Origin of the sequence: Flavobacterium zhairuonense (assembly GCF_004352915.1) — a bacterium.
Taxonomy (GTDB): domain Bacteria; phylum Bacteroidota; class Bacteroidia; order Flavobacteriales; family Flavobacteriaceae; genus Flavobacterium; species Flavobacterium zhairuonense.
On record NZ_SJSY01000060.1, the window covers coordinates 37775 to 59072 of the forward strand.

Annotated in this window: 19 protein-coding genes and 2 tRNA genes; 6 read left to right on the forward strand and 15 right to left on the reverse strand. The window is 32.6% G+C overall.

The features are described from left to right. Positions 1-17 precede the first annotated feature (17 nt). From EYY60_RS01690 to EYY60_RS01700, 4 genes are all read left to right on the forward strand, one after another. A tRNA-Asn gene (locus EYY60_RS01690) sits at positions 18-91 on the forward strand. A gap of 38 nt (positions 92-129) precedes the next feature. Beyond that, a tRNA-Asn gene (locus EYY60_RS01695) sits at positions 130-203 on the forward strand. 93 nt (positions 204-296) lie between these two features. Continuing rightward, positions 297-461 (forward strand): hypothetical protein, encoded by a 165-nt coding sequence (locus EYY60_RS22235; protein WP_162847836.1) that lies wholly within the window; start codon positions 297-299, stop codon positions 459-461. Continuing rightward, positions 454-1044 (forward strand): zeta toxin family protein, encoded by a 591-nt coding sequence (locus tag EYY60_RS01700; RefSeq protein WP_132987677.1) that lies wholly within the window; start codon positions 454-456, stop codon positions 1042-1044. Before EYY60_RS22235 ends, EYY60_RS01700 begins: the two co-directional genes overlap by 8 nt. Before the next feature lie 143 nt (positions 1045-1187). Here EYY60_RS01700 and EYY60_RS01705 read toward each other — a convergent pair whose 3' ends face one another. The 5 genes from EYY60_RS01705 to EYY60_RS01725 all read right to left on the reverse strand — a co-directional run bounded on the left by EYY60_RS01705 (position 1188) and on the right by EYY60_RS01725 (position 6291). Further along, positions 1188-1877, reverse strand: a complete 690-nt coding sequence (locus tag EYY60_RS01705; RefSeq protein ID WP_132987678.1) for a hypothetical protein — start codon at positions 1875-1877, stop codon at positions 1188-1190. A 331-nt stretch (positions 1878-2208) separates the two neighbouring features. After that, the gene (locus EYY60_RS01710) at positions 2209-2592 is read right to left on the reverse strand and encodes a response regulator (protein ID WP_132987679.1); all 384 of its coding nucleotides are present in this window, start codon (positions 2590-2592) and stop codon (positions 2209-2211) included. Next, positions 2567-4255, reverse strand: a complete 1689-nt coding sequence (locus EYY60_RS01715; protein WP_132987680.1) for a hypothetical protein — start codon at positions 4253-4255, stop codon at positions 2567-2569. Before EYY60_RS01715 ends, EYY60_RS01710 begins: the two co-directional genes overlap by 26 nt. After that, the gene (locus EYY60_RS01720; protein WP_132987681.1) at positions 4256-4984 is read right to left on the reverse strand and encodes a hypothetical protein; all 729 of its coding nucleotides are present in this window, start codon (positions 4982-4984) and stop codon (positions 4256-4258) included. 110 nt (positions 4985-5094) lie between these two features. Further along, positions 5095-6291 (reverse strand): C1 family peptidase, encoded by a 1197-nt coding sequence (locus EYY60_RS01725; protein ID WP_132987682.1) that lies wholly within the window; start codon positions 6289-6291, stop codon positions 5095-5097. A gap of 285 nt (positions 6292-6576) precedes the next feature. On the opposite strand from EYY60_RS01725, the gene EYY60_RS01730 reads away from it, so the two are divergent. After that, positions 6577-7374: a helix-turn-helix domain-containing protein gene (locus EYY60_RS01730; protein WP_132987683.1), complete on the forward strand. Its 798-nt coding sequence runs from the start codon at positions 6577-6579 to the stop codon at positions 7372-7374. Positions 7375-7451: 77 nt separating this feature from the next. Then, positions 7452-8312, forward strand: coding sequence for a CPBP family intramembrane glutamic endopeptidase (locus EYY60_RS01735; RefSeq protein ID WP_132987684.1), 861 nt, complete (start codon positions 7452-7454; stop codon positions 8310-8312). Between the two features lie 81 nt (positions 8313-8393). Here EYY60_RS01735 and EYY60_RS01740 read toward each other — a convergent pair whose 3' ends face one another. The 10 genes from EYY60_RS01740 to EYY60_RS01785 form a co-directional block, all read right to left on the reverse strand. Beyond that, the gene (locus EYY60_RS01740) at positions 8394-9593 is read right to left on the reverse strand and encodes a BamA/TamA family outer membrane protein (RefSeq protein WP_235832268.1); all 1200 of its coding nucleotides are present in this window, start codon (positions 9591-9593) and stop codon (positions 8394-8396) included. 35 nt (positions 9594-9628) lie between these two features. Further along, on the reverse strand, positions 9629-10606 hold the full coding sequence (locus EYY60_RS01745; protein WP_132987685.1) for a SphA family protein: 978 nt from the start codon (positions 10604-10606) through the stop codon (positions 9629-9631). Between the two features lie 73 nt (positions 10607-10679). After that, positions 10680-11864, reverse strand: coding sequence for a helix-turn-helix domain-containing protein (locus EYY60_RS01750; RefSeq protein WP_132987686.1), 1185 nt, complete (start codon positions 11862-11864; stop codon positions 10680-10682). Positions 11865-12010: 146 nt separating this feature from the next. Next, positions 12011-12592, reverse strand: a complete 582-nt coding sequence (locus tag EYY60_RS01755; protein ID WP_132987687.1) for a DUF4136 domain-containing protein — start codon at positions 12590-12592, stop codon at positions 12011-12013. A 271-nt stretch (positions 12593-12863) separates the two neighbouring features. Further along, positions 12864-14264 carry a DUF2252 domain-containing protein gene (locus EYY60_RS01760; RefSeq protein WP_132987688.1) on the reverse strand — a complete coding sequence of 467 codons (1401 nt, stop codon included), beginning with the start codon at positions 14262-14264 and terminating at the stop codon, positions 12864-12866. 9 nt (positions 14265-14273) lie between these two features. Next, positions 14274-15746, reverse strand: coding sequence for a DUF1254 domain-containing protein (locus tag EYY60_RS01765; RefSeq protein ID WP_132987689.1), 1473 nt, complete (start codon positions 15744-15746; stop codon positions 14274-14276). 35 nt (positions 15747-15781) lie between these two features. Further along, positions 15782-17230 (reverse strand): DUF1254 domain-containing protein, encoded by a 1449-nt coding sequence (locus EYY60_RS01770; RefSeq protein WP_132987690.1) that lies wholly within the window; start codon positions 17228-17230, stop codon positions 15782-15784. A gap of 55 nt (positions 17231-17285) precedes the next feature. Continuing rightward, positions 17286-18113 carry a hypothetical protein gene (locus tag EYY60_RS01775; RefSeq protein ID WP_132987691.1) on the reverse strand — a complete coding sequence of 276 codons (828 nt, stop codon included), beginning with the start codon at positions 18111-18113 and terminating at the stop codon, positions 17286-17288. A 39-nt stretch (positions 18114-18152) separates the two neighbouring features. Then, the gene (locus tag EYY60_RS01780) at positions 18153-19169 is read right to left on the reverse strand and encodes an HAD family hydrolase (RefSeq protein WP_132987692.1); all 1017 of its coding nucleotides are present in this window, start codon (positions 19167-19169) and stop codon (positions 18153-18155) included. Between the two features lie 65 nt (positions 19170-19234). Next, complete coding sequence (locus EYY60_RS01785; RefSeq protein WP_132987693.1) at positions 19235-20902, reverse strand: arylsulfatase; 1668 nt, start codon at positions 20900-20902, stop codon at positions 19235-19237. Positions 20903-21298: the final 396 nt, after the last annotated feature.

Here is a 21298-nt window from a genome sequence, read left to right on the forward strand (position 1 = left end):
TAAAAAGAGCAACACTTTCCTCCTTAGCTCAGTTGGTTAGAGCATCTGACTGTTAATCAGAGGGTCCTTGGTTCGAGCCCAAGAGGGGGAGCAACTTTTTTTAGCAAACATATTTACCTTTAAGGTGATTCCTCCTTAGCTCAGTTGGTTAGAGCATCTGACTGTTAATCAGAGGGTCCTTGGTTCGAGCCCAAGAGGGGGAGCTTATTAAATACCACTTACAAATTGTAAGTGGTATTTTTTTGTTTATTTAGTTTTTATCTTCTTATCTATATTTTTTGTAATTTTGTTTCATTATGATAGATATTTCAAACACAACCGAAAGAGTACAATTTGCTTTAAAGCAAATGGAAAAAGCTATGCCTGTTGTAAAAAAACAAGTAGCTGTCTATGAAAAAAATATTGCTTCAGGTAAAAACAATAAAAAACCAGCAATAGCTCCGCAATTCAAGAATGTCTAAACCTGTTCTACTTGTTATTGCAGGATGCAACGGAGCTGGAAAATCAACTTTTTCTAAACCTCTTTCTCCTGAAAATTTTATCCCTTTTGATTATGATCTTGAATTTTTAAAGAATTACAATTCTTTATTTGATTCTGAGATGAGAGAAACTATGTCTCATCAAATGGCTTTTAAAGAATTGGAAAATCAGATTAAAAATGCAATTGAAAACAAATCCAGTTTCTGTTATGAAACTAATTTTAACTCAACTCCTCTCTATTGGCCAGAATTATTTAAAAAAAATGGCTACGATTTACATTTAATTTTCTTATGCCTTGATTCAATTGAAGAAGCAATAAAGAGAGTTGCTATTCGTGTAGAAAATGGAGGCCATTTCGTTCCAAATAATGAAATACACAAACGCTACCATGATGGATATAGCAATTTAAATTCTTTCTATTACTATTTTGATTATGTCGATTTATATGATTCCTCTAAATATCTAGGGGCGCCATCTCATATTTTATCAATTGAATCGGGAAACGTTATTTCTATAACTGACATTCCTGCCTATCTAAACGTATTGATTCCAAATATAATTTAGAAAAATAGATTAAACTATATACTAGCAATCTTTATTTTAAAAGATTTTGCAATACCTCTATTACTAGAACTAAAAAAAGACGATCAATTCGATCGTCTTTTTTTAGTTCTATAAATGTAAAGTTATTTCTTCATGCTTGTTTCCTATTGCTTAGCTACTTTATTTGCTAAATTTTTACTTTCGAACAAAACCATCATCTCATTTGCTTTTTCTGGCTGATTGATTGCTTTTAATGATTCGGCGTAACGGTAATAGTAGATTGGGTCTAGATTTTTGGTTACTTCGATCAATTCAGCATAATATTTCGCCGCCGATTCCATGTCGTCTTCAAAATAGGATTTATCGGCTACTTTTTTGATCATATCAGCATTTTTATAGCCTTTATCGACCACTTTAGCGTATGTTTTTGAAATATCTATATCTATATATTTTGGAGCTTCAGAAGGGCGTGCTACAGCCACTTTCACTGGCTCTACCTTTTCGTCAGGAATATCAATGACTACTTTTGACATTAGAGGCACTTCAGTTTGTTTCAATTTGGGTTTTCTGTAAATTGGAGTTACAGTTCTAGTGTTATTTGGACCAAGATCATAAGTATTAACCATATCTAGTTTTGAAACTTCGTATTTTGTAACTCTTCTTCCAAAAGTCATATTTATTGTTTCTTCAACATAGTAAGCTTCTATAACAAGATCATCTGCTTTCTTGTCTTTTTGTACTTGTGCTTTTCCAGCCGCCACAACAACAGGAGCTTTTGAGACTGCAAGCTGCGCGAAACAGCTAAAAGGAACAACACAAATAATCGTCACAAAAATTTTTGCATAATTTTTCATGATAACTGGATTAAGTTGTTTATTTCAAAAAACTATAACAAAGTTATTGATTTTGTTGTAGTTAGATACTTTTTTACCATGAAATGCTTGGAAAGACGATGAAGTGTTTAATTTCCTTTTTAGTTTTAAGAATGTTATTTCAACAAGACCGATTATGTTTGGAGCTTTACGAATATTTGAATCAACTTTAAAAATATAATAGAATTTTGTGAATTATAGACAAAAAATAGCTTTCAACTTTATCACAATAAAAAAGAGGTTCTTTAAATGAACCTCTTTTTAAATCTATATTTAAATATTGCAAAAATAAATCCTCTAAAATATTATTTCTTTAATTTAACACCTTGTTAATATTCTTTGAAACCTCTTCATAATCAGTAGGTTTTATTATCACCTTTAAATTATTAATATATAGTCCTCTCGAATTTAAGGATTCAACAATTTTATTATTCCCCGTCAAAACAATTATTCTTTTTCCAATATCCTGATTAATACTAGTAATTTTTTCAATCAATGAATACCCATCTAGTTCACTTTTTGATGATAAATCAATATCTATAAAAATAACATCATAATCATTGATTTTTGTTAAATCAGCAGATTGCGAAGAAGGATAAACTGAAAAATCTATTTTATTATCAAAATAGATTAAATTTGCCGTCTCAAAAGAAACTCGAACAGACTCATATTCATTTTCGAATATCGCTACTTTCATCTTTATTTATCTTTAATTCTATTTTAAACTCGATTATTCCATTCTGATGGGATATACTATATTTTATATCCATATCATCCAAGGTCGATTTGATTATAAACAATCCATATGTTGTCCTCTTAATAATTTCATTTCTATCATCTGATTTTAAATCTTGTAATAGATTAGCAATTTGCTCTTTAGTTTGATTATGATCATTAAAAAAAGAAATACATAGATTATTATTCTCTTCTATAAATATACATCTTATAATTTTATTTTTATATTTTTTAATATTATTTAACCAATCTGTAATAAATATTTCAAACCCTTCCTCATTTAATTTAACAGTTCTTTTTTGGCTACTTAATTTTACTCCTACTTCAATTTCTTCATCAGGGAAATAACTCAAAAAATTTCTTCTCAATATTGTAAAAGTCTTTTCGATTGACACATCGCTTAAAGTTTTATAGAAAAAAGGATTTTTGCTTTTTTCTAACATGTCATCTGCTCTTTTAGTTATATTTCTTAATTCAATTTTACTTCTTTCATTCTGCTCAATTAATAATTTTTGAAAAGCTTCAATTTTTTCAGCTGGTATTTTAGATTGATTATCAAGCATCATTGAGAGATTTGAGAATGGACTTAATCTATTTCTTATATAATGCATCATGTTATTTGCCCTATTTACATATTGCGTTTTCTGTGACAACTTTTCAATCTCCTCATCTTTAATTTCTTGCAATTTCTTTTCGCTCAATAATATTTTTGACATTTTTGATAGCGAAGGCTCAATTGTTCTGAAAAATCCAATTAAACTATAGTAAAATGGAATTTTTTTATTTAAAGAAAAAAGATAAAAATATTCATTATTGTCTACTATAGTATAAATTATCAAATTCTTATTGATATTATTTTCATCTATAATAACAGTCTCATCCGTCAATGTTCTATATTTCCTCAATCTATTTATGAAATCATCCTCTTTAAATTTATAATTCCACACAAATGATGTTCCATTTACTATAATTATTTTTTCAGCGCTAGCTTTATTTATACAGAAGCAGTACATTTCTTTAATAAGAACATGATTTATATTGGAATGTATAACATCAATAAATTTTTTATAAATTTTATGAGGCTTTTTAATATGTTCCTTATTTAAATAAAACGTATCAACAACTTCTATAAGTTCTTCTCTAAATACCTTTATTTTCATTCTAAGATGAGTATACCAATTTATTATACCTAAGAAAAACACTGGAAATAAAACCTTTATAGCTTTTAAATTTTTAATTTCTGAATCTGAAGTTGAAAATGAATGCAGGAGAAAGAACTCAAACACAGTTAAAAAATAAAGCAATAAGGATTTCTTCTTTCCAGAAAAATTTATTGCATTAATTATTGGTAAGAATAAAAATGTATAATTATAAATATCATATGGCGACTTACCCCATAAAACAATCAAAATAAAAGCAAAATCATTTAACAACCTTACGAAACTAAGTCTAATAAATTTAATATAAACTAATATGTACAGCGGCAGAACAACGTAGTAAACCCACTTTTCAAATATATTCTTGTTTGTAAGAATTATAATAAGAGCATAGCATAACAAACTTAATCTAAAAAGTATTGAATTTACCCTACGCTGTAATAAATCTAAAAATTCAAATCTTTTCATTTATGATGTTAGTTTATCTGTTAGTTTAACATACAGAAAATTTACTATAATAGTTATAAACGTAATTTTTGCCATAACCATTAGTATTGTTGCAAACCAACTCAATGGTTTTATCTTAAAATCATTATCAAAATCAGCAAATAAGGTTAAAATATTCAAAAAATGATTTCCATAAAAATTTGAAGAATAATTATCATACTTTATTTCAAACAGCTGACAACATTCAATTTTGGTAGGGAGTAAAATAAGAAAAACTAAAATAAAAACTAAAGATAAGGTAAATAATAAAGTAGCAAAATTAAGTCCCGAAAACAATGCAATTATTTTAAAAAAATTTTTAATCTCTAAATTACAAACCAGATCTCTAAGTTGGATTTTATTTTTTTGACAAACAAACCAATCTTTATCATATTCAGGCAATTCCTTTGTCATGTTTGAAATTACAAATTGCAAAATCGAGATTTGCAATTTCAAATCCATCTGATTCAATACATTTTCAATTTTAGTAAAGTTAAAAGTATCATAGCCATAATTTGAGCTCTTTATTACTTCGATATAGTACTTGAAGAATTTTTTTGATAATGGATATAAATCACTTTTATCTTGTAAAGTTCCTTTCAAAAGAATTAGATTATAAACCATATTCACACCTTCAGCAGGAGATTTTATATAAAAAATAGACTTTTCAAGTTCAATAATTTTTAAAGCTACAATTTCTTCTTTAGTCATATTAAAAAGATCTTTTTCAATAATAATTAATATAACATAAACTTCCAAAAAAAAGCGCCACAATCCAAAAGATTACGGCGCTTTTCTATTTCTATAAAACTCGAAGATAATTAAACCCCTAATTTCTTAGCAATTTCAGCAGGAATTCCGCCTTTATTTACTAACAATGCTGTAGTTTTATATTTCACGAAATTTTTAGTTACAAACAAGAAACCTTTGTAGTCGTTTGTTTCTCCCCAAGAATTTTTTACGATATAGTATTCTTTTCCAGTTTGGTCTTTTGCAATACCAATAATATGCATTCCGTGGTCGTCTGTTGTAGTGTAATTATCAAACGCTGCTTGACGCATTTCTGGAGTAATTTCTGGTTCTGCTTTTGGTCCGTTGAACATGTCTGCTTTTTCTTCAGCGGTCATGTCGTCGAATTTTTTCGTTGGAACATAAGCTACACCATTTTTCCAGCTAAAGCTTTTTTCGCTAACATCTGTTGCCCAAGCTACTGTGTATCCTTTTTTCAAAGCATTGTCAATAACATCTGTCATATCATTCAATTTTACATTGTAAACTTGATCTAATGACCAGTTGTCTGGCACCATCATAGTTGTTTTTTGGTAATATGGTGTATTAGTAAAAGATGACATTTCTACATAATCATCTGGATTAATTCCCACAACTTCTTTAGCAAAAGATTGCGGCGTATAGTTTTTTCCTTTATAGTTGAAGTTTTCTGGCACTTTTCCTAAATACGAATCAATAACAGCCGCGTATGCTTTTTGCCAGTTTGGCGTCAATTCACCATTTGGATTTTTAACTACTGCTGAAAGCACTCCTTCAATAAGAGCGGCCATTTCAGCAAATTTATTTTTGTCTGTTCCGTAGTTTAATCCTGTGTAAACTTCTCTTGGAACAGTTCCGTATTTTTTATACATGTTAATTACATCGTGCAATGCACCTCCATCGCCAAGCGTAATTGCACCATGCATGCGGACATAATTGATTCCTTTTTCAACATACACATTTCGTGCAGAGTAAATTTGAGATAACTCCACTGGTTGTTTTCCTAAACGAATCATTTCTGACTCTAAAAATGAGTTTGTTGAATAGCTCCAACAAGTTCCTGAAGATCCCTGAGCTTTTACAGATGTTGTCCCTAAGTTAACCACTTCAGTGAATTTAAAGTTCTCTTTACTTTTATCACTTGCATTCAACTTTAATGAGTTTACTAAAATGTCTTGCGCAAAACAGCCGCCTACCCCAATCAAAAATGCAGAAGCAGCAAAAACTGATTTCATTGTATTTTTATACATAATCAAAAGATTTAAATAAGTTGACTTATCAGTCGTCTAATTTTATTTTTGTTACAAAACAATTAAATATCAGTTAAAAAAACTATAGTTTTTCCGTTAATTTTTATACAATATTTTTATTATACATCAAAACCTTACAAATAATGCAATCCGATTTTTTTAATTAGATCATTTGGCAATTAGATAATTAGATCATTTTCTTTAAAATCTTAATTTTAGAAAACTCGTTATTATTTGCAAATAAGTAGTATTTTGGTTTGTGTTTTGACACACAAAAAACAGCATATGTACGAACTGGAAAAAGAAACTTATTTAGGCAATACAAAAAACATCTTCAATACCAATGAAGGAATTGCAGTTGTTGAGACTGAGTATCAAAATAAGGTTTACGAAGGCTGGCATTCGCACAACAATGCGCATATTACACTTTTCCTGAAAGGCGGTACAACAGAAAAAAGAAAAAATTCCAGCGAAACAGTTGGTCCCGGTTCTTTATTATTTTATCACAGCGACGAACTGCATTTAAATCAAAATACCCTTTTTCCTTCTCGAAATATCAATATTGAAATTGAAGAAAATCTCTTAACAGAACTTCAGCTGAACGAAGCAGCAATCGAAAAAGCCGTTCAAAACAGCTCGCTAGCTAAATTCTTGATTCTGAAAATCTTTAAAGAAACACAATCTGCAGATGTTTTTACTAATGATAATGTCAAAATGTTATTCTCTCAATTATCGGATACCAATGCACATTTGGAACGATTTGAAAAGAGTCCGTTTTGGGTAAAAAGTCTCAATGAATTACTGAACGATTGTTGGAATGAAAATCCGAATTTAAAGGATCTTGCTCAGGTTTTAAATCTTAACCCGATTACCATTTCAAAACATTTTCCGAAATACTTTGGTTGCACTTTGGGAGAATACATGCGCCGAATCAAAATTAACCGTTCGCTTTCGCTGATACAATCTCATGAAATCAATTTGACTGAAATAGCTTTAGAATGCGGATTTACAGATCAAAGCCATTTTATCAGAACTTTTAAAAACCAAACTGGGTTTTTGCCTAAACAATTTCAAAAATTATAAGAAGGCAAATTTCATTCTATTTTTTGTTTTTGATTCGGGATACTTTTGTCTCATCATAAATCATAAAAACAAACCAAATGGAAACGCTTACTTTAAAACAAAAAACATTTAATTCTCCTATAACCAAAATTATTCTGGCCCTGCTTACTTTCATGGCAGTTGTCATTATTGGTCAACAAATTGCGGTAAAATTGCTGGATTTAACGCCTCTAGAAAAAGATTACAGAAATCTTTTAAAAGGCCTTTTTGTTTCCTCAGCATGCATTTTCAGTTATATTCTTTTCTTCAAAAAGTATGACAAAAGAACAGTTGTTGAGTTATCTTCAAAAGGGATTGTAAAAAATTTTATTGGTGGTTTTCTAATTGGATTTATTTTACAATCCTTAACTATTTTAGTGATTTACCTTAACGGAAATTACATCGTTTTGAATGTCAATCCGATCTCATTTATCCTGATTCCGTTTACTTTAATGTTTACAATTGCCATTATTGAAGAAATATTAGTACGCGGTATTATATTACGAATTATAGAAGAAAAATTAGGAAGTTACATCGCTCTTACAATTTCTTCAATTTTGTTTGGAGTTTTTCATTTAGCTAATCCTAATGGCACTTTGATTTCTTCAATATGTATAACCACTGCAGGTTTTTTAATGGGGACAGCTTTTATTTACAGCCGTAATTTATGGTTTCCAATTGCTTTGCATTTTGCTTGGAATTTTACGCAATCAGGAATATTTGGAGCAATAACATCTGGAAACGAAAAAACCAAAAGTCTTTTTGAAGCCAAAATACAAGGCCCAGAATTTATTACCGGCGGTGAATTTGGCCCTGAAGGGTCGATTCAAGCAATTCTCTTCTGTTTGACTGGTACAATAATTCTACTTATTTTATGCCATAAAGAAAATAAAATCATTAAGCCTTATTTTAAAAAATAAAAACCTTTTTACCATTTAATAATATAAAAAACTCCCAACAATTTTGTCGGGAGTTTCTTTTTGATCTTTTTATTGAAAATTTTACCTCATCCAATTGCTTCCAAAAACAATATAATATGCCCAATCTTCATTCCCTTTTGCAACATCAATCCCCATTCGAAGTTTAAATTTTCGGGCAATTAAATATCTAAAACCTGTTCCGTAACTATAAACGACAGGTTTCGCAAAAGCTTGATCCCAATCATCAAAAGCACTCGCAAGACCTCCAAATCCCATTAAGCTCCATCTTCGGTATAAATCCCAGCGAAATTCGAGTTCGTTTACAATACTGGTTTTGCCTTGATAACGAGCAGTAGGAATTCCTCTTAAATTAATTCCGGGTCTTAAATAAAAAGGCGGACTCCCAAACGCCTGCTCCCCTTCAATCCTGAGCCCACCTATTAATTTGTCTGTTATTGGATAATAACCTATTGCAGATAAATTGACACGCCATGCATCATAATCACTGCCTATTGAATTATCCGACCAAAAGAAATCCGTCTGAATTCGTATTCCTTTATCTGGTGTAAATATATTGTCGCGTCCGTCAAATTGAAGCGCTCCTCCTAACTGACTTACAGTACTTTTAATATCGCCAGGCTTAACAAACGGAGGCGGAAGATTAAAATCAGGTAAATTTATCTTAGAATTTAAAAACAAATATTGTGGTCCGGCGCTCCATTTTGCATTTTTAAATTGTTTCAGCCATTGCGTATAAAAAACCGTAGATCTAAAATTCAATTTAAATTCCTGATCATTTCCTGTAGGAAGATTATTTGCATAAAAAGAAAGGTTTACATTGCCATATGCAGCACCTACGCGATATAATATTTTAGGTTTTATCAAGGTTGCCGAACGAAATCCTCCGGCCATCCAGCTATTATTTGCGGTGTACATTCCGAATCCTCCCGTTATATCAGGATTTATAAAACGTTTTTTGCCGTCTTCATCGATTACTGGCGCGTGTTTTTTAAGAAAAATAGGCGCTAATGCCCCTCCAAATCCTCCTAAAGCCGGCTCAGATATAATAGCAGGAACTACCAGAAAACCATTTGCATAAATTAAAAAATTACTTAAATCGATAGCTCCGTCTAGAGAATCTTTAAAGCGCATATTTTTAGGTGTCGATGCTGTTGCTGTTGTTGTCTGCGAAAACATTCCGGAATAGGACAAGAGAAACACAGCGATAATTAATCTCATTTTCCAAATACGTATTCGATCAAAAAGAGCCTTTTTTTTCATTGCAAAATATGTTTTACCTGTAAATAGAAAATTGATTATTTCGGTTGTTCTTTTTGAAAACTGAATACATGTGCGAGTGTTACAAAAAAGGTATTACCCTGAAATCTGTTAACAGCTCCAATCTCTGAAACCCATCGCAGTCCCGCCGTTGTTTTGCACCCAATATGAAAATAATTTACCTCAGCTCCCAAAGCTCCAACTCTGTCTTTGTGTGGTTCCAGAAGCAGTGTCCCTGCTGGTATTTCATCATTTGATACTTTATACTGCAGATAATAGATTAATCCTGCATTCAAAATTCCAGTTGGGGCAGTTTTCTCAGCATTCATTGTATAAAAAGTTTTGCCCAAACCTCCTTCGATGCTTAAAATATCACCTGTTTTTATGTCGGTATCTTTCTTTCTGCCATTAATTTCATAAGCAGCCAAAATCGAGAAATGAGTTGTTTTTTTGTCATTAAAAAACAAAGTCGTTCCTCCTGAAAATTCGTTCATGAACATTCCTAATCCGCTATTGTCACTTCCTCCAAATTCATATTTTCCAGTAGGAAGATACAATTGATAACTGAAAACAAAATCGGCTCTTTTATGATGCCAACCTAATTGAATAGGCTGTACAAGCATATCTGTAAAAGCAAAAGAACTTTTTGAATCTACATAACTTCCCTGAATCGCGTTTGATGCAAAAGCAACCAAAACAGTTGCACCATAATTTGCGCCAAGAATTTTAAAATCAGTCACATAATTTGCACCAACACCCGTTAAAAACATATTAATATCCGGATTTGCAATAGATTTGTCTCCATCAGCGTTCCGTAAAGAACCTGCTGAATAAAAATATCCTGGTACATATACGGTGAGCATATTTTCTGGCGCCTGCGTTCCAGATTGCAGTCCAGAAGATCCAAGAATGTGTCCGCCTTTAAGCTGTGCATTTCCTGAAGAACACATCATTAAGATTAAAAAAACAATAACAGATTTCTTAATTTGTCTATACTGATTTAATTTCGTTTTCATTGTTTTAATATTTTAAATTAATGAGTCTTGACAATTATGTCTATAAACTAATTCCATCAGCTTGAATGATGCTTCAGACAATTTGTATGCGTTTTTCTGGATTCATTCTGATAACTTTAAAATATTCTGAAGGTGATTTTCCAGTATGCTTGATAAAAGCTCTAAAACAAGTTGTTCTCGATTTAAAGCCAGATCCCCAAGCCATTCCTTCAAGAGAAAGATCTTTCCATTCTGGATCGTTAATTTTTTCTTTGAAATATTCGATTCTTTTCAAGTTTACATAGTCTTGAAAATGGAGCCCAAACTCAGAATTAATTAAATTCGAAAGATGATGCACCGATATTCCTGTTTCGTCAGCAATATCTCTAATTACCAAATCTTTTTTAAGGAAAAGTTCTTTTGATGCAAAAATTTCTTCCAATTGTTGCAAGTATTGTTGTTTTTTTTCGATCGTCAAATCTTTTACGATCGGCAACACATTTTTTGCTTCATTTTCTTGTATCAGCAATAGTTTATCTTCAATAATTTCAAAATTATTGTTAATCTCATTTGTGCCTGAATCATAAAATATATTAGGATTAAAATAAAGCCAACCCACTGTGAAAATCAGCACAAATGAAATCAAGACATAACACGACAAATCAACAGTATAAACACTGCTTACTAAAAAATAATGAACAAAAAGCGCTGAAAACATAAACAATACCATCAAATTATAAACTCGGATCCAGTTTAAAATTTTTATTCTGTTGATATGGTTTTTTTTGAATTTCTCTAAATCATAATTTAAAACCATCATTGTTTGGCTAAATGCATAAATGAGCCAAATTGACAAACTCAACATTGAAAATGGGCTTTTGATTTTGTCCGAAATGTTTTGTGCCAAAGGAAAATGAGCAAAGTTCCCAATCCAAACGCAAAATGTCAATCCAAAATAAACAAGGAAAGGCACGAAATGAAGCCAATCGTATTTTTGAAAAATGTGCTCTGTAAACAATAAATTACGGATATATAAAAAAGCACAAGGCGCCACCAAAAACATGAAAGATTTCGTGATCATAAAGAAATCAGGAAAAAAATTAAGCACATTTGCCGACAAATAAAAATTATATATACTGACAACAGCAAGGCTAAACAAAAACAGTCCTAAAAAGAAACTCTTTGAATAGTTTTTTTTAGAAAACAACACCATGAATGATGTTGCAAAGCCAACCATTGTAGCCATAAAAAAGAAAAGAGAGAGTACTATATCCAGCATATATTATTTGTTTAAAAATTAATAATTGCCCTTTCTCTTAAAAATAAATTTTAAAAGAAAGTAATGTACCATAACAAATAAAAGCTATACTTATCTGCTTATTTCCAGATAAGTATTTCGGCTTTTAAAAGAAATTAAATTATATGTTATTTTTTAGCTAGACCTGGGGGAAAGCCTTCTAATATTTTTTTAATTGAAGTTGCAATAAATTCTTCTGGATTATCTGGTTTGCTATCAATTTGAGCATTACCTATTCCTTGCCAAAGCAATTTTTGTGTTTTTGTAGAAACAATATCTATTACAAGAGAGCCATCAACATAATCATAAGAATTAAATGTTGTAGTACCACCACCCATCATAGCACCACCGCCCCAATATCCGTATGGACGATACATTCCTCCATAGCCATAAAAATTAGTATCGGCAGTAACTTGAGTTTTGTTTTTTAATATAGATACAGCATTTACTTTTAAATCGGGATTATCAGAAGATTCGACAAATCCTTTGGCAGTCATTTCAGCACGAATGGCTTTTGCAACACGATCCACATTTAATTGATTTACTTGACCTTCTTGAGCTTTCAAATCATATACAGCAAAAGTTTTGTATTGACTGAAATTAGCTGAGTGATCATAATCGGTGGTGACTTTTACAGTAGGCGAACAGCTGTAAAATAGTCCTAATAAAACTAACGGAATTAGGCGAAGATTTGTTCTTTTAATATTCATTGTTGTGGTATTTAAATTAATAATTAAATTAGTTTAACTCGAATGTATTAAAATCAAAAAAAATCTTTGGGGCATTAAAACAATGTAAAACAAATGTTAACTTAATACAAACAACTATTAAACAACACTTTAACACAACCTAAAGGTAAATTATTTTCTTTAATTAACATAGTTTATTGCAAAAAATCTTACTTATAATGTTTGAGATTGATCTCAGAAGCTTTGAAGCTTTAAATTTCTTTTTATTTATTTCGACAACTTCATTGTGCTATTAGACTTCTGCCGAAATTGGCAAACGTCCTTCTTTTACAGCATCGACCATTTTATTGTAATCCAATTCATTTTGATGTGCATATAGCAATGAAAATTTAGAAATGGCATTGGCAAATTCATTATTGTTTCCAATATATCCTGACAAAAGCGACGGATCACCAGATCTTGCATGTGCTCTTGCAAGAGCCCATCCGCAGGCTTTTGCATAATCTGCCATATTTTCGGATTTCATTATTTCTATAACTGGCTTTATCTTGGCATCACGAAGTTGACGGATATAAAAATATTTGCCTTTATCATCATTTGTCCAACCTAAAAACATATCTGGAGCAGACTGCATCAGCTTTTGTCCCATTACAATTCGTTCGCCTTGATGTGGATATTTAGCCTTGATTTTTACATTTGATTCTAACACACTTTTTCTAGCTTCTTTAAACTGTAAAAAAATAGGCTCTCCCGTTGCCGACATTAATAAACTGATACCGCAAAGTGTTCCCACACTTCCCACGCCTACAACTTTTATGGCAAAATCATGCATTGTATATCGGCTCAATAATACCTGTTTGTCTTCTGGCAACGATTCGACATATCTTTTGTGAACCTGTTTGGCTTCTCGCATTGTATAACTAACTTCATCTCCAGATGGATGATAAATCAATGGCGGATCATCTTTTATTCTGGCGCGAGTTCCGTCTAAATACGTCATTTTTGCAAATTCTTTTTCATGAGCAATAGATTCGGCTGCTTTTTTTATTCGTTTTTGCTGAAATTCTTTTAATTCTTCATCTTTTCCAAGATCAATTAATTCTGCCAGATCAATATCAGCATACCAGATTTGAAGTGCCGATAATTTGCTGTAATCCAGCATATGTCTTTTATAACTATCTGCAACATGCCAAGCAAATGCTTTGCAATCTTTAGTAGAAAATTTTCGCCATTTTCCTGCTATTGCAAAACTTACTGCGAGTCTTTTTACATCCCATTCCCATGGGCCCGGAAATGTTTCATCAAAATCATTAATATCAAAAACCAGCTTGCGTTCAGGAGTTGCAAAACCTCCAAAATTCATTAAATGGCAATCACCACAAAGCTGCAAGTTTATTCCAGAATTTGGCGTATTTGCTAAGTCAGCGGCCATAATTGCTGCAGCTCCTCTAAAAAAAGCAAAAGGCGATTCAATCATTCTTCGATAGCGAATAGGCAACAAATCTTCAATTCTTCCGATACTTGTCTTTATCAAAATATCGACAGGATCTTCACGATCTTCAGGTGGTGTCCAATCCTGATGTGAAGAACGCGACACAATTTTCCTGATCGCTGCTCCATTGTCGTAGCGCTCTGCTTTTGATGCTATCGGATCAAATAAATTTTCTGCGTTATCTGTTGCTTTTTCAGTCATTCGAATTGTTTATTTCACTTCTTTTATATCATCCATTTTCCAGCTTTTATCAAAGTAAGCTGTTGTTGGACCATAAAAACGCATATAAGTAAACCAGTGTTTTCCTGGTAAAGTTTGCACCCAATTTTTCTCTTTTCCTGCTGGAGCTTTCGGCCCGAAATACAAATCAACTGAACCATCCGAATTCTTTATCAAATCTTTTCGAGAAGATAAATCGGCATTTTGCTGCGGATTATCAATCAAACAACGTGTTGCTGAATCATAAACAGTAATTGACCAGAAATTAACTGCTGGCGGATTTGCCGGAACATTTAAAGTATAATTTTTAGCTCCGTCTAGCCAATTTCCTTCACTATCATAATATGATCCCAAGTAAGCTTGTCCAAGGTTTGGTGTTTTCGTAATCATTGCCTTAGAGTATCCCGTTGCTTCATAGAAATAAGATGCACGCTCAAAAAATTCGTCATAATTTGCCTCACGCTGTGATGGATTTTTAATAATCATAACATAATCCCATTTTTTATCTGGCCAATGTTTTACATCTGCAAAACGTTTACTAAATGAATTCGCCATTGCCATTTGCTGTCCTTTTGCGGCAGCAGCAATTAGAGTTTGTTTCTGATGTTCATCTGGTGCAAAAGGTTTTCCTTTTTCTATACCTAAATTCTTAAGCCAAGCCATAAAAAATCGATCCCGATCTTCAACAGGTTCAACTTGTAAAATAGCATGAAGACGCTCCCAATATGCAATTCCTGTTGGTTGATTTCCCAACCATTTTTTTCCTGCAGGCGGACTGACTATTTTAGTTTGCGTTGGATTAGCTCGTTGTGAATATGGGTAAATCTTTACCTTTTTTACAATATCTTCTGTCGATTTTGGATCTGGATCTAATGAACGAATTCCAAAAAACATATTCATTGTATTACATGGAACGATAAAATATCCCACTGGTTTTAAATCTTTCATTGTTGGCGGCACTAATAAATATTTCCCACCTTTGCCTTTGTCTGGTCCCATTTCGCCAATCACTGCCTGCTCACGTTGCCAAAAATCTCCGAGCCCTCCGGCAGTATGTCCGGCAGGCATTTCTAGAACCGTTGGTCCATTTTTTGCCAAATCGATAAAAGACATTATATAAGGTGTTGTGGCATTAGCAGTAAGAATTCCTAAACGATCATTGTATGTATTATAAAAAACAAGATCATTGCTAGATGCTTTAAATTGATTATAATGTACATTTTGCCATTCAGCGAACGTTACAATTGGCAATGCCCATAAATAACATTGTGTTGCTTGCTGAAAATCCATTTCGTCAAAAAGTGCCGGAATCGATTCCTTAGATGGCAATTCCCCATCCATTTTTATACCAGAACCGGATTTTACCACTCTTTCTGAATCTGGATTTACAGTCGTTGATTCTTTACATCCAAAATTTAATAGTAAAGAAATTAAGGTGATAAATATTGGGCACTTACTTTTCATATTAAATCAATTATTTATAGTTTAAAATCTGATTATTATTTCACTTCCGTAACATCACCCATTTTCCAAGTTTTTTCAAAAAATCCTTTTTCAGGTCCATAGAAACGAGCCAGCAATTCGAATTTTCCTTTCGGGTCTGTTGGAACCCAGTTCGATTCTTTTCCTGCTGGAGCTTTGGCACCAAAATAAATATCGACAGAACCATCGCTATTTTTCTGAATTCCCGGAGTTGTCGAAGCTCGGCTAAAATATTTCATGCCTTTAATTAAAGCATGCGTTTCACGATCGTAAGCTGTTATAGACCAATATAATTTTACAGGAACATTTGCAGGAAGATGCAATTGATATAATTTTGATCCATCAAATTCCTGACCTTTATCATCCTTAATTGTCATTAAATAAAATTGTCCTGTTCCCAAATGTTTTGCGCTGAAATAAGCCATTGAATAGCTTATTGCTCTTTCGCTAACTGGATAAATATTAGGAGCTGTATAATTAGAAGTGATAGCCTTTACAACATCTTGAGAAGCTGGCAAAGCCCAATTAGTACCATCATAAAAAGGTGGTTTAAAAATAGCTTCATAACCTTTATCAAGATAAGCATGTGCATCTTTAATTGCTGCTTCTAAAATTTCTTTCTTGCGGGCGTCAGCCTCAAAAGGTTTTCCTTTTTCGATTCCTATTGATTTTAGAAAATCAACCATAACTAAATCACGTGTTAACCAAGGTTCTCTTTGTACAAACTGATTTAGAATTTCAAAAAAATGAAAATTGTACGGGATTGTATTGCTGAAATCGACTTCAAGCAAATCAGTGAATTTTGTAGCTGGCGGATTTGATGCCTGAGAATAAGGATAAATTTTGATTTTCTTTCCGTAATCAATGGCTCGCTTAAGATCATTCGGGCTTCCGTCTGTAAGATTGGATCGAAGAATTGCAAAGCCAGTATAAGTTGATGAAGGCATCGGAATATATCCCGCTGGTACTTTATCTTTATAATCTGGTGGCAAAATCAAATATTTCCCTCCTTTTCCTTTGTCTACTCCTGCCGGACCAATATCTTCTATTGCAGTCTGCCAGCCGTCATCTAAACTTCCTGTTAATGAAGAACTTCCTTCAGCAGGCGGAATTTCTAATACAACTGGCCCTTTTCTGGTATCGTATAATGGATTGATGTAAACCACATCTGGATTTGGAGTCAAAGTCTGATTTTTTGAATTTATTAATCCAGACCAATAAATAATTTCATTAAAATTACCTTTTGCATTAGCTAAACTTTCATTTAATAATTCAAAATTAACCGCAGGAATTCCCCAAATGGTGGCTTCAATTGCGCGGTTGTATATGATTTGTTCTTCAATATTTGCAGGTTTGAAATCACTGGAAACAGCTCCTTCTGACGTTGTTTCTGTTTTTTCTGTCGAAGTTTTATTGCAAGAAATGAATAGTGCAATAAGGAAAAGTGAAATTATTTTAGTCTTCATTTTATTGTTGTTTTGAAAAAATTAAAGTGATGATTTCTAAAAACTCTTAAGCAACTTATTGCGGAAATATAAACGCTACCACCGCTCTTAATCCCCAATCTGGTTTTATAGATTGATGACCAACTATTGGAATTAAAGGCATTACGGCAAATTGCATGGTTTGACCTCCCAATTTTGTAATCGCACCAACATTTGGACTAAGAGTAATAAGAGTTGTATTTCCTTGCCAGTTTTGCGTAATTTCTGAAGTAACACCTAAGCTTGCACCACTTTTATAACTGTGTGTCAAGAAGATTTGCGTGTAAAACTGATTGAAATCGGCTCTATCAGCATTTCCTGCAACAGACCAAATTTGATTGGCTAAGAAACCGATAGAAAGTCCTTTTCCTTGATGCATGACCAAAACGCTTGGCCCAATTCCGAATTTTTCTGTTCCTAATAATTTTTCTGTAGCGGTTGGTACTAAAAAAGCAGGACCAATTCCATAAATTAGCTTTTTGCTTTTAGGAGCAAAAAATGCGGTAACTGTTGCGTCGCTTAAACCAAACTCATGTGTGTTTTGCCCCGTAACATCTTGTTGATCCACAACAGGAAGAATATAACGAGTTATTAAATTTAAATTCTCGCTCAATTTAAAAGGAACAACTGGTTGTATATTGATTTGATATTTTATTCCATTATAAGGTCCAATACCGTAAGTGATATTGTTTTGCAACGGAACACTAATTAAGCTCGCCACCGGATTTGCCATTTTATCGGCGAGTTCTTGTGCACTTGCTCCAGCTTTTGGTTCGGCTTCCTGTGCAAAAGATCCCATCGATATTGCAAAAAAGAGAACACTAAAAAATAACTTATGGCTTATAAAATACTTATTTTGTTTCATGACTATTTATTTAAAAGTTTTATCTCTTTCAAAATCAGATTACTTATCTGCAAAAACCTTTTTCCAATCGTCTTTGATGCTTACAACATGGTACTTATATTTAGCTGCCGTATTTAAAGACAAATTATCTTTTTCCTGATAATTGTATTCTCTAATCGAATCGTTATGGTTTAAGATTAATTGGAAAGAAGGATATTTATTTCCTGAAGAATATCTCAACATGGCAAGGTCTCCCGCGCCGCCTTCGTTTCCGCAGGCAAAAACTGGTCGTTGGCCAATATGCAATTGTATGCCAACAGGTTTTCCTTCTTTATCATTAAAATGATCTAAAGCCGGTTCTCTGACAACTGCATTTTTAGCATCATCAAATTTATATTTGAAAGAAGTTCCAACAACTTGATCTTTCGGAATTCCGTAAAAATCCTGAGATATCGCTCGTACCAATTCAATCGTTCCACCGGTAACAATGAAAGTTTTGAATCCGTTTGCACGCAAATAATTTAAAAGCTCTAATTGTGGTTGGTATCTGATTTGTTTTAGCGGAACATTTTTACCAGGATATTGAGCGCCAGAGAAAAACTCTTTTGTCGATGCTTCAAACTCATCTTCGGTCATGCCAGTATGCGTTGCGGCAACTAATTCTATAAGCGCTTTATCTCCACCTTTTTCAAAGAAGGTTTTATCTTTTTCGATTACGGCTTTAAAAGGTTGTTTTTGTGCTAAAGCAGGATTGGCTTCGACCATTTTTTTGACTCTATAAAAAGCAAAAAGTTCTTGAACGTATGGTTTTTCAGCCCAAAGCGTTCCATCATTATCAAAGGTTGCTATTCTGTTTTCTACCGGAATAAAATCTGGGCTTCCTTCTTTTGTTACTTTTTCAACGTAAGCAATAATATCTTTTTTTAAGGCTCCGTCATTCCAACTTGGTAATGGATCACCACTCGTAGCAACGACTGCTGTGCTGTCTTTTGGATTTACAGCCGTCTTCTCTTCTGATTTTTTGCAGGAAACAAATAAAAAAAGAAGCATCGAAATTAGTACTATTTTTTTTTGCATAACATATACTATTAAGTGAAAAGAAACAGGACGTAAAAAGTCCTGTTTCTTTTAATTATTATACTTTATTTTTTCTTTTTTGAAGCCTCTTCCGTTTCTTCTTTTAATTTAGGCATTACATTTTTTTCTATGTATTGTTTTGCCTTAATATCTTTCATAGCTTCTTCCATAATAGTATATGCAGAGAAACTTGGTGGAATTGATCTAGGAGGATATTCTTTAAATGTTTCTGCAAAAACCACAACATCTTGTATTGCACCATACATCATCTGTACGTGATTCAACTGCCATTCCCAAAATGAATTAGAAGTTATGTCAGCTCTTTCAAAAGGATCTTGATACAAATTGAATATTTTTTGTAAGCGCAGTTTTGTGAATGGTTCTGCCCAAACTCCCATTGTACCTTCAAGACGTTGTTCTGCAAAAACATATTTATAATCTCCTTCTCTTAAACCAACTAATAAACCATCATCATCTGTGTAGAAGAATTTATCTCTGGCACTTTTTGATGTTTTCCCTTCTAAAAATTTGCTTTGATCAAAACCGTCAAGATGCACTTTATATGATTTTCCGTTTGCTGTATAACCTTTTAAAAGTTTATTTACTAAATCTGGCTCACCTGCAATTGAAGCCAAAGTTGGCATCCAGTCATTATGGCTCATTAATTCAGTAGTTACAGTTCCTGCTTTGATATGTCCTGGCCAACGAACGATACATGGTACGCGGAAAGCTCCTTCCCAGTTGGTATTTTTTTCTGAACGGTACGGTGTCATAGCAGCATCTGGCCAAGTATTCATGTGAGGACCGTTATCTGTAGAGTAAACAACAATCGTATTATCAGCAATCCCTAAATCGTCTAATGCTTTTAAAATACTTCCGATAGTTTCATCATGCTCGATCATACCATCGATATATTCGCTATCTCCGTGAGTGTATCTTCCTCGGTGTTCTTTTCTAACATGTGTTCGTAAGTGCATACGAGTGGCATTGAACCAGCAGAAAAATGGTTTTCCAGCCGCGTTTTGTCTTTTAATAAAATCGATAGCTGCTGCAGAAGTTTCATCATCTACAGTTTCCATCCTTTTTTTAGTAAGTGCTCCTGTATCTTCAATTTTTTGTTTTCCAACTCTTCCAAAACGAGGATCAGTTGTTGCGTCATCAACATTTGTTGCCGTACATTTTAGAACACCTCTTGGTCCAAATTTTTTCAAATATTCTGGATCTTTAGGATAATCTGGCAATTCTGGTTCTTCTTCAGCATTTAAATGATATAGATTTCCGAAGAATTCGTCAAAACCATTTACAGTTGGCAAACTTTCGTTACGATCTCCAACATGGTTTTTACCAAATTGTCCTGTCACATAACCCAAATTTTTCATAATTCCACCAATAGACGGATCTAATTGACTCATTCCCATTGGTGCTCCAGGAAAACCAACTTTTGTAAGTCCAGTTCTAAGACCGTGTTGTCCTGTTAAAAAAGCAGCACGACCTGCGGTACAACTCTGCTCTCCATAATAATGAAGAAAACGCAATCCTTCATTTGCTAAACGATCAATATTGGGTGTTGTATAACCCATTACTCCATCACTATATGCACTAATATTAGTAGTCCCAATATCATCACCCCATAGTATTAAAATGTTAGGTTTTTTTTGAGCATTCACCTGAAAAACTGTGAAGCATACTAATGCAAAAAGCATTATGGCATTTCTAAGTTTACTTTGTTTCATGGCAATTAAATTTGTTAATAATTTAGTTTTATAAAGAGACGTGCTTATTAAAGCAAAAATTTCATGACTGTTTTTTTTAAATAAAATCATTCTGAAAAAAATAACCGTTTCAAATTTTATTGTCGATAAAAAGTTGTGGGAAATGAAACAAGATTTTTCTTAACTTTTATTTAAGTAACTCAAAATTAAAGAATAAAAAGCCGGACAACCTTGCTTTTGAGCCATGAGATGGTTTCATTTTATAAAATGAAACGTTAAAAAAGGCGCTTTGTAACAAATTGTTATAGCATGTTGCAAAATATGTTGAACAAAAGAGGAAATTTTAATTATTGCCGATTATTATTTTTAAAGAAGAAATTTTTTGCTCCAATTCTGAAATTTGAATCAAGCATTCAA

Bases quoted from the DNA above. Each gene is read 5' to 3' on its own strand.
- EYY60_RS22235 (WP_162847836.1), top strand. From the start codon at position 297: ATGATAGATATTTCAAACACAACCGAAAGAGTACAATTTGCTTTAAAG.
- EYY60_RS01700 (WP_132987677.1), top strand. From the start codon at position 454: ATGTCTAAACCTGTTCTACTTGTTATTGCAGGATGCAACGGAGCTGGA.
- EYY60_RS01705 (WP_132987678.1), bottom strand. From the start codon at position 1,877: ATGAAAAATTATGCAAAAATTTTTGTGACGATTATTTGTGTTGTTCCT.
- EYY60_RS01710 (WP_132987679.1), bottom strand. From the start codon at position 2,592: ATGAAAGTAGCGATATTCGAAAATGAATATGAGTCTGTTCGAGTTTCT.
- EYY60_RS01715 (WP_132987680.1), bottom strand. From the start codon at position 4,255: ATGAAAAGATTTGAATTTTTAGATTTATTACAGCGTAGGGTAAATTCA.
- EYY60_RS01720 (WP_132987681.1), bottom strand. From the start codon at position 4,984: ATGACTAAAGAAGAAATTGTAGCTTTAAAAATTATTGAACTTGAAAAG.
- EYY60_RS01725 (WP_132987682.1), bottom strand. From the start codon at position 6,291: ATGTATAAAAATACAATGAAATCAGTTTTTGCTGCTTCTGCATTTTTG.
- EYY60_RS01730 (WP_132987683.1), top strand. From the start codon at position 6,577: ATGTACGAACTGGAAAAAGAAACTTATTTAGGCAATACAAAAAACATC.
- EYY60_RS01735 (WP_132987684.1), top strand. From the start codon at position 7,452: ATGGAAACGCTTACTTTAAAACAAAAAACATTTAATTCTCCTATAACC.
- EYY60_RS01740 (WP_235832268.1), bottom strand. From the start codon at position 9,593: ATGAAAAAAAAGGCTCTTTTTGATCGAATACGTATTTGGAAAATGAGA.
- EYY60_RS01745 (WP_132987685.1), bottom strand. From the start codon at position 10,606: ATGAAAACGAAATTAAATCAGTATAGACAAATTAAGAAATCTGTTATT.
- EYY60_RS01750 (WP_132987686.1), bottom strand. From the start codon at position 11,864: ATGCTGGATATAGTACTCTCTCTTTTCTTTTTTATGGCTACAATGGTT.
- EYY60_RS01755 (WP_132987687.1), bottom strand. From the start codon at position 12,592: ATGAATATTAAAAGAACAAATCTTCGCCTAATTCCGTTAGTTTTATTA.
- EYY60_RS01760 (WP_132987688.1), bottom strand. From the start codon at position 14,264: ATGACTGAAAAAGCAACAGATAACGCAGAAAATTTATTTGATCCGATA.
- EYY60_RS01765 (WP_132987689.1), bottom strand. From the start codon at position 15,746: ATGAAAAGTAAGTGCCCAATATTTATCACCTTAATTTCTTTACTATTA.
- EYY60_RS01770 (WP_132987690.1), bottom strand. From the start codon at position 17,230: ATGAAGACTAAAATAATTTCACTTTTCCTTATTGCACTATTCATTTCT.
- EYY60_RS01775 (WP_132987691.1), bottom strand. From the start codon at position 18,113: ATGAAACAAAATAAGTATTTTATAAGCCATAAGTTATTTTTTAGTGTT.
- EYY60_RS01780 (WP_132987692.1), bottom strand. From the start codon at position 19,169: ATGCAAAAAAAAATAGTACTAATTTCGATGCTTCTTTTTTTATTTGTT.
- EYY60_RS01785 (WP_132987693.1), bottom strand. From the start codon at position 20,902: ATGAAACAAAGTAAACTTAGAAATGCCATAATGCTTTTTGCATTAGTA.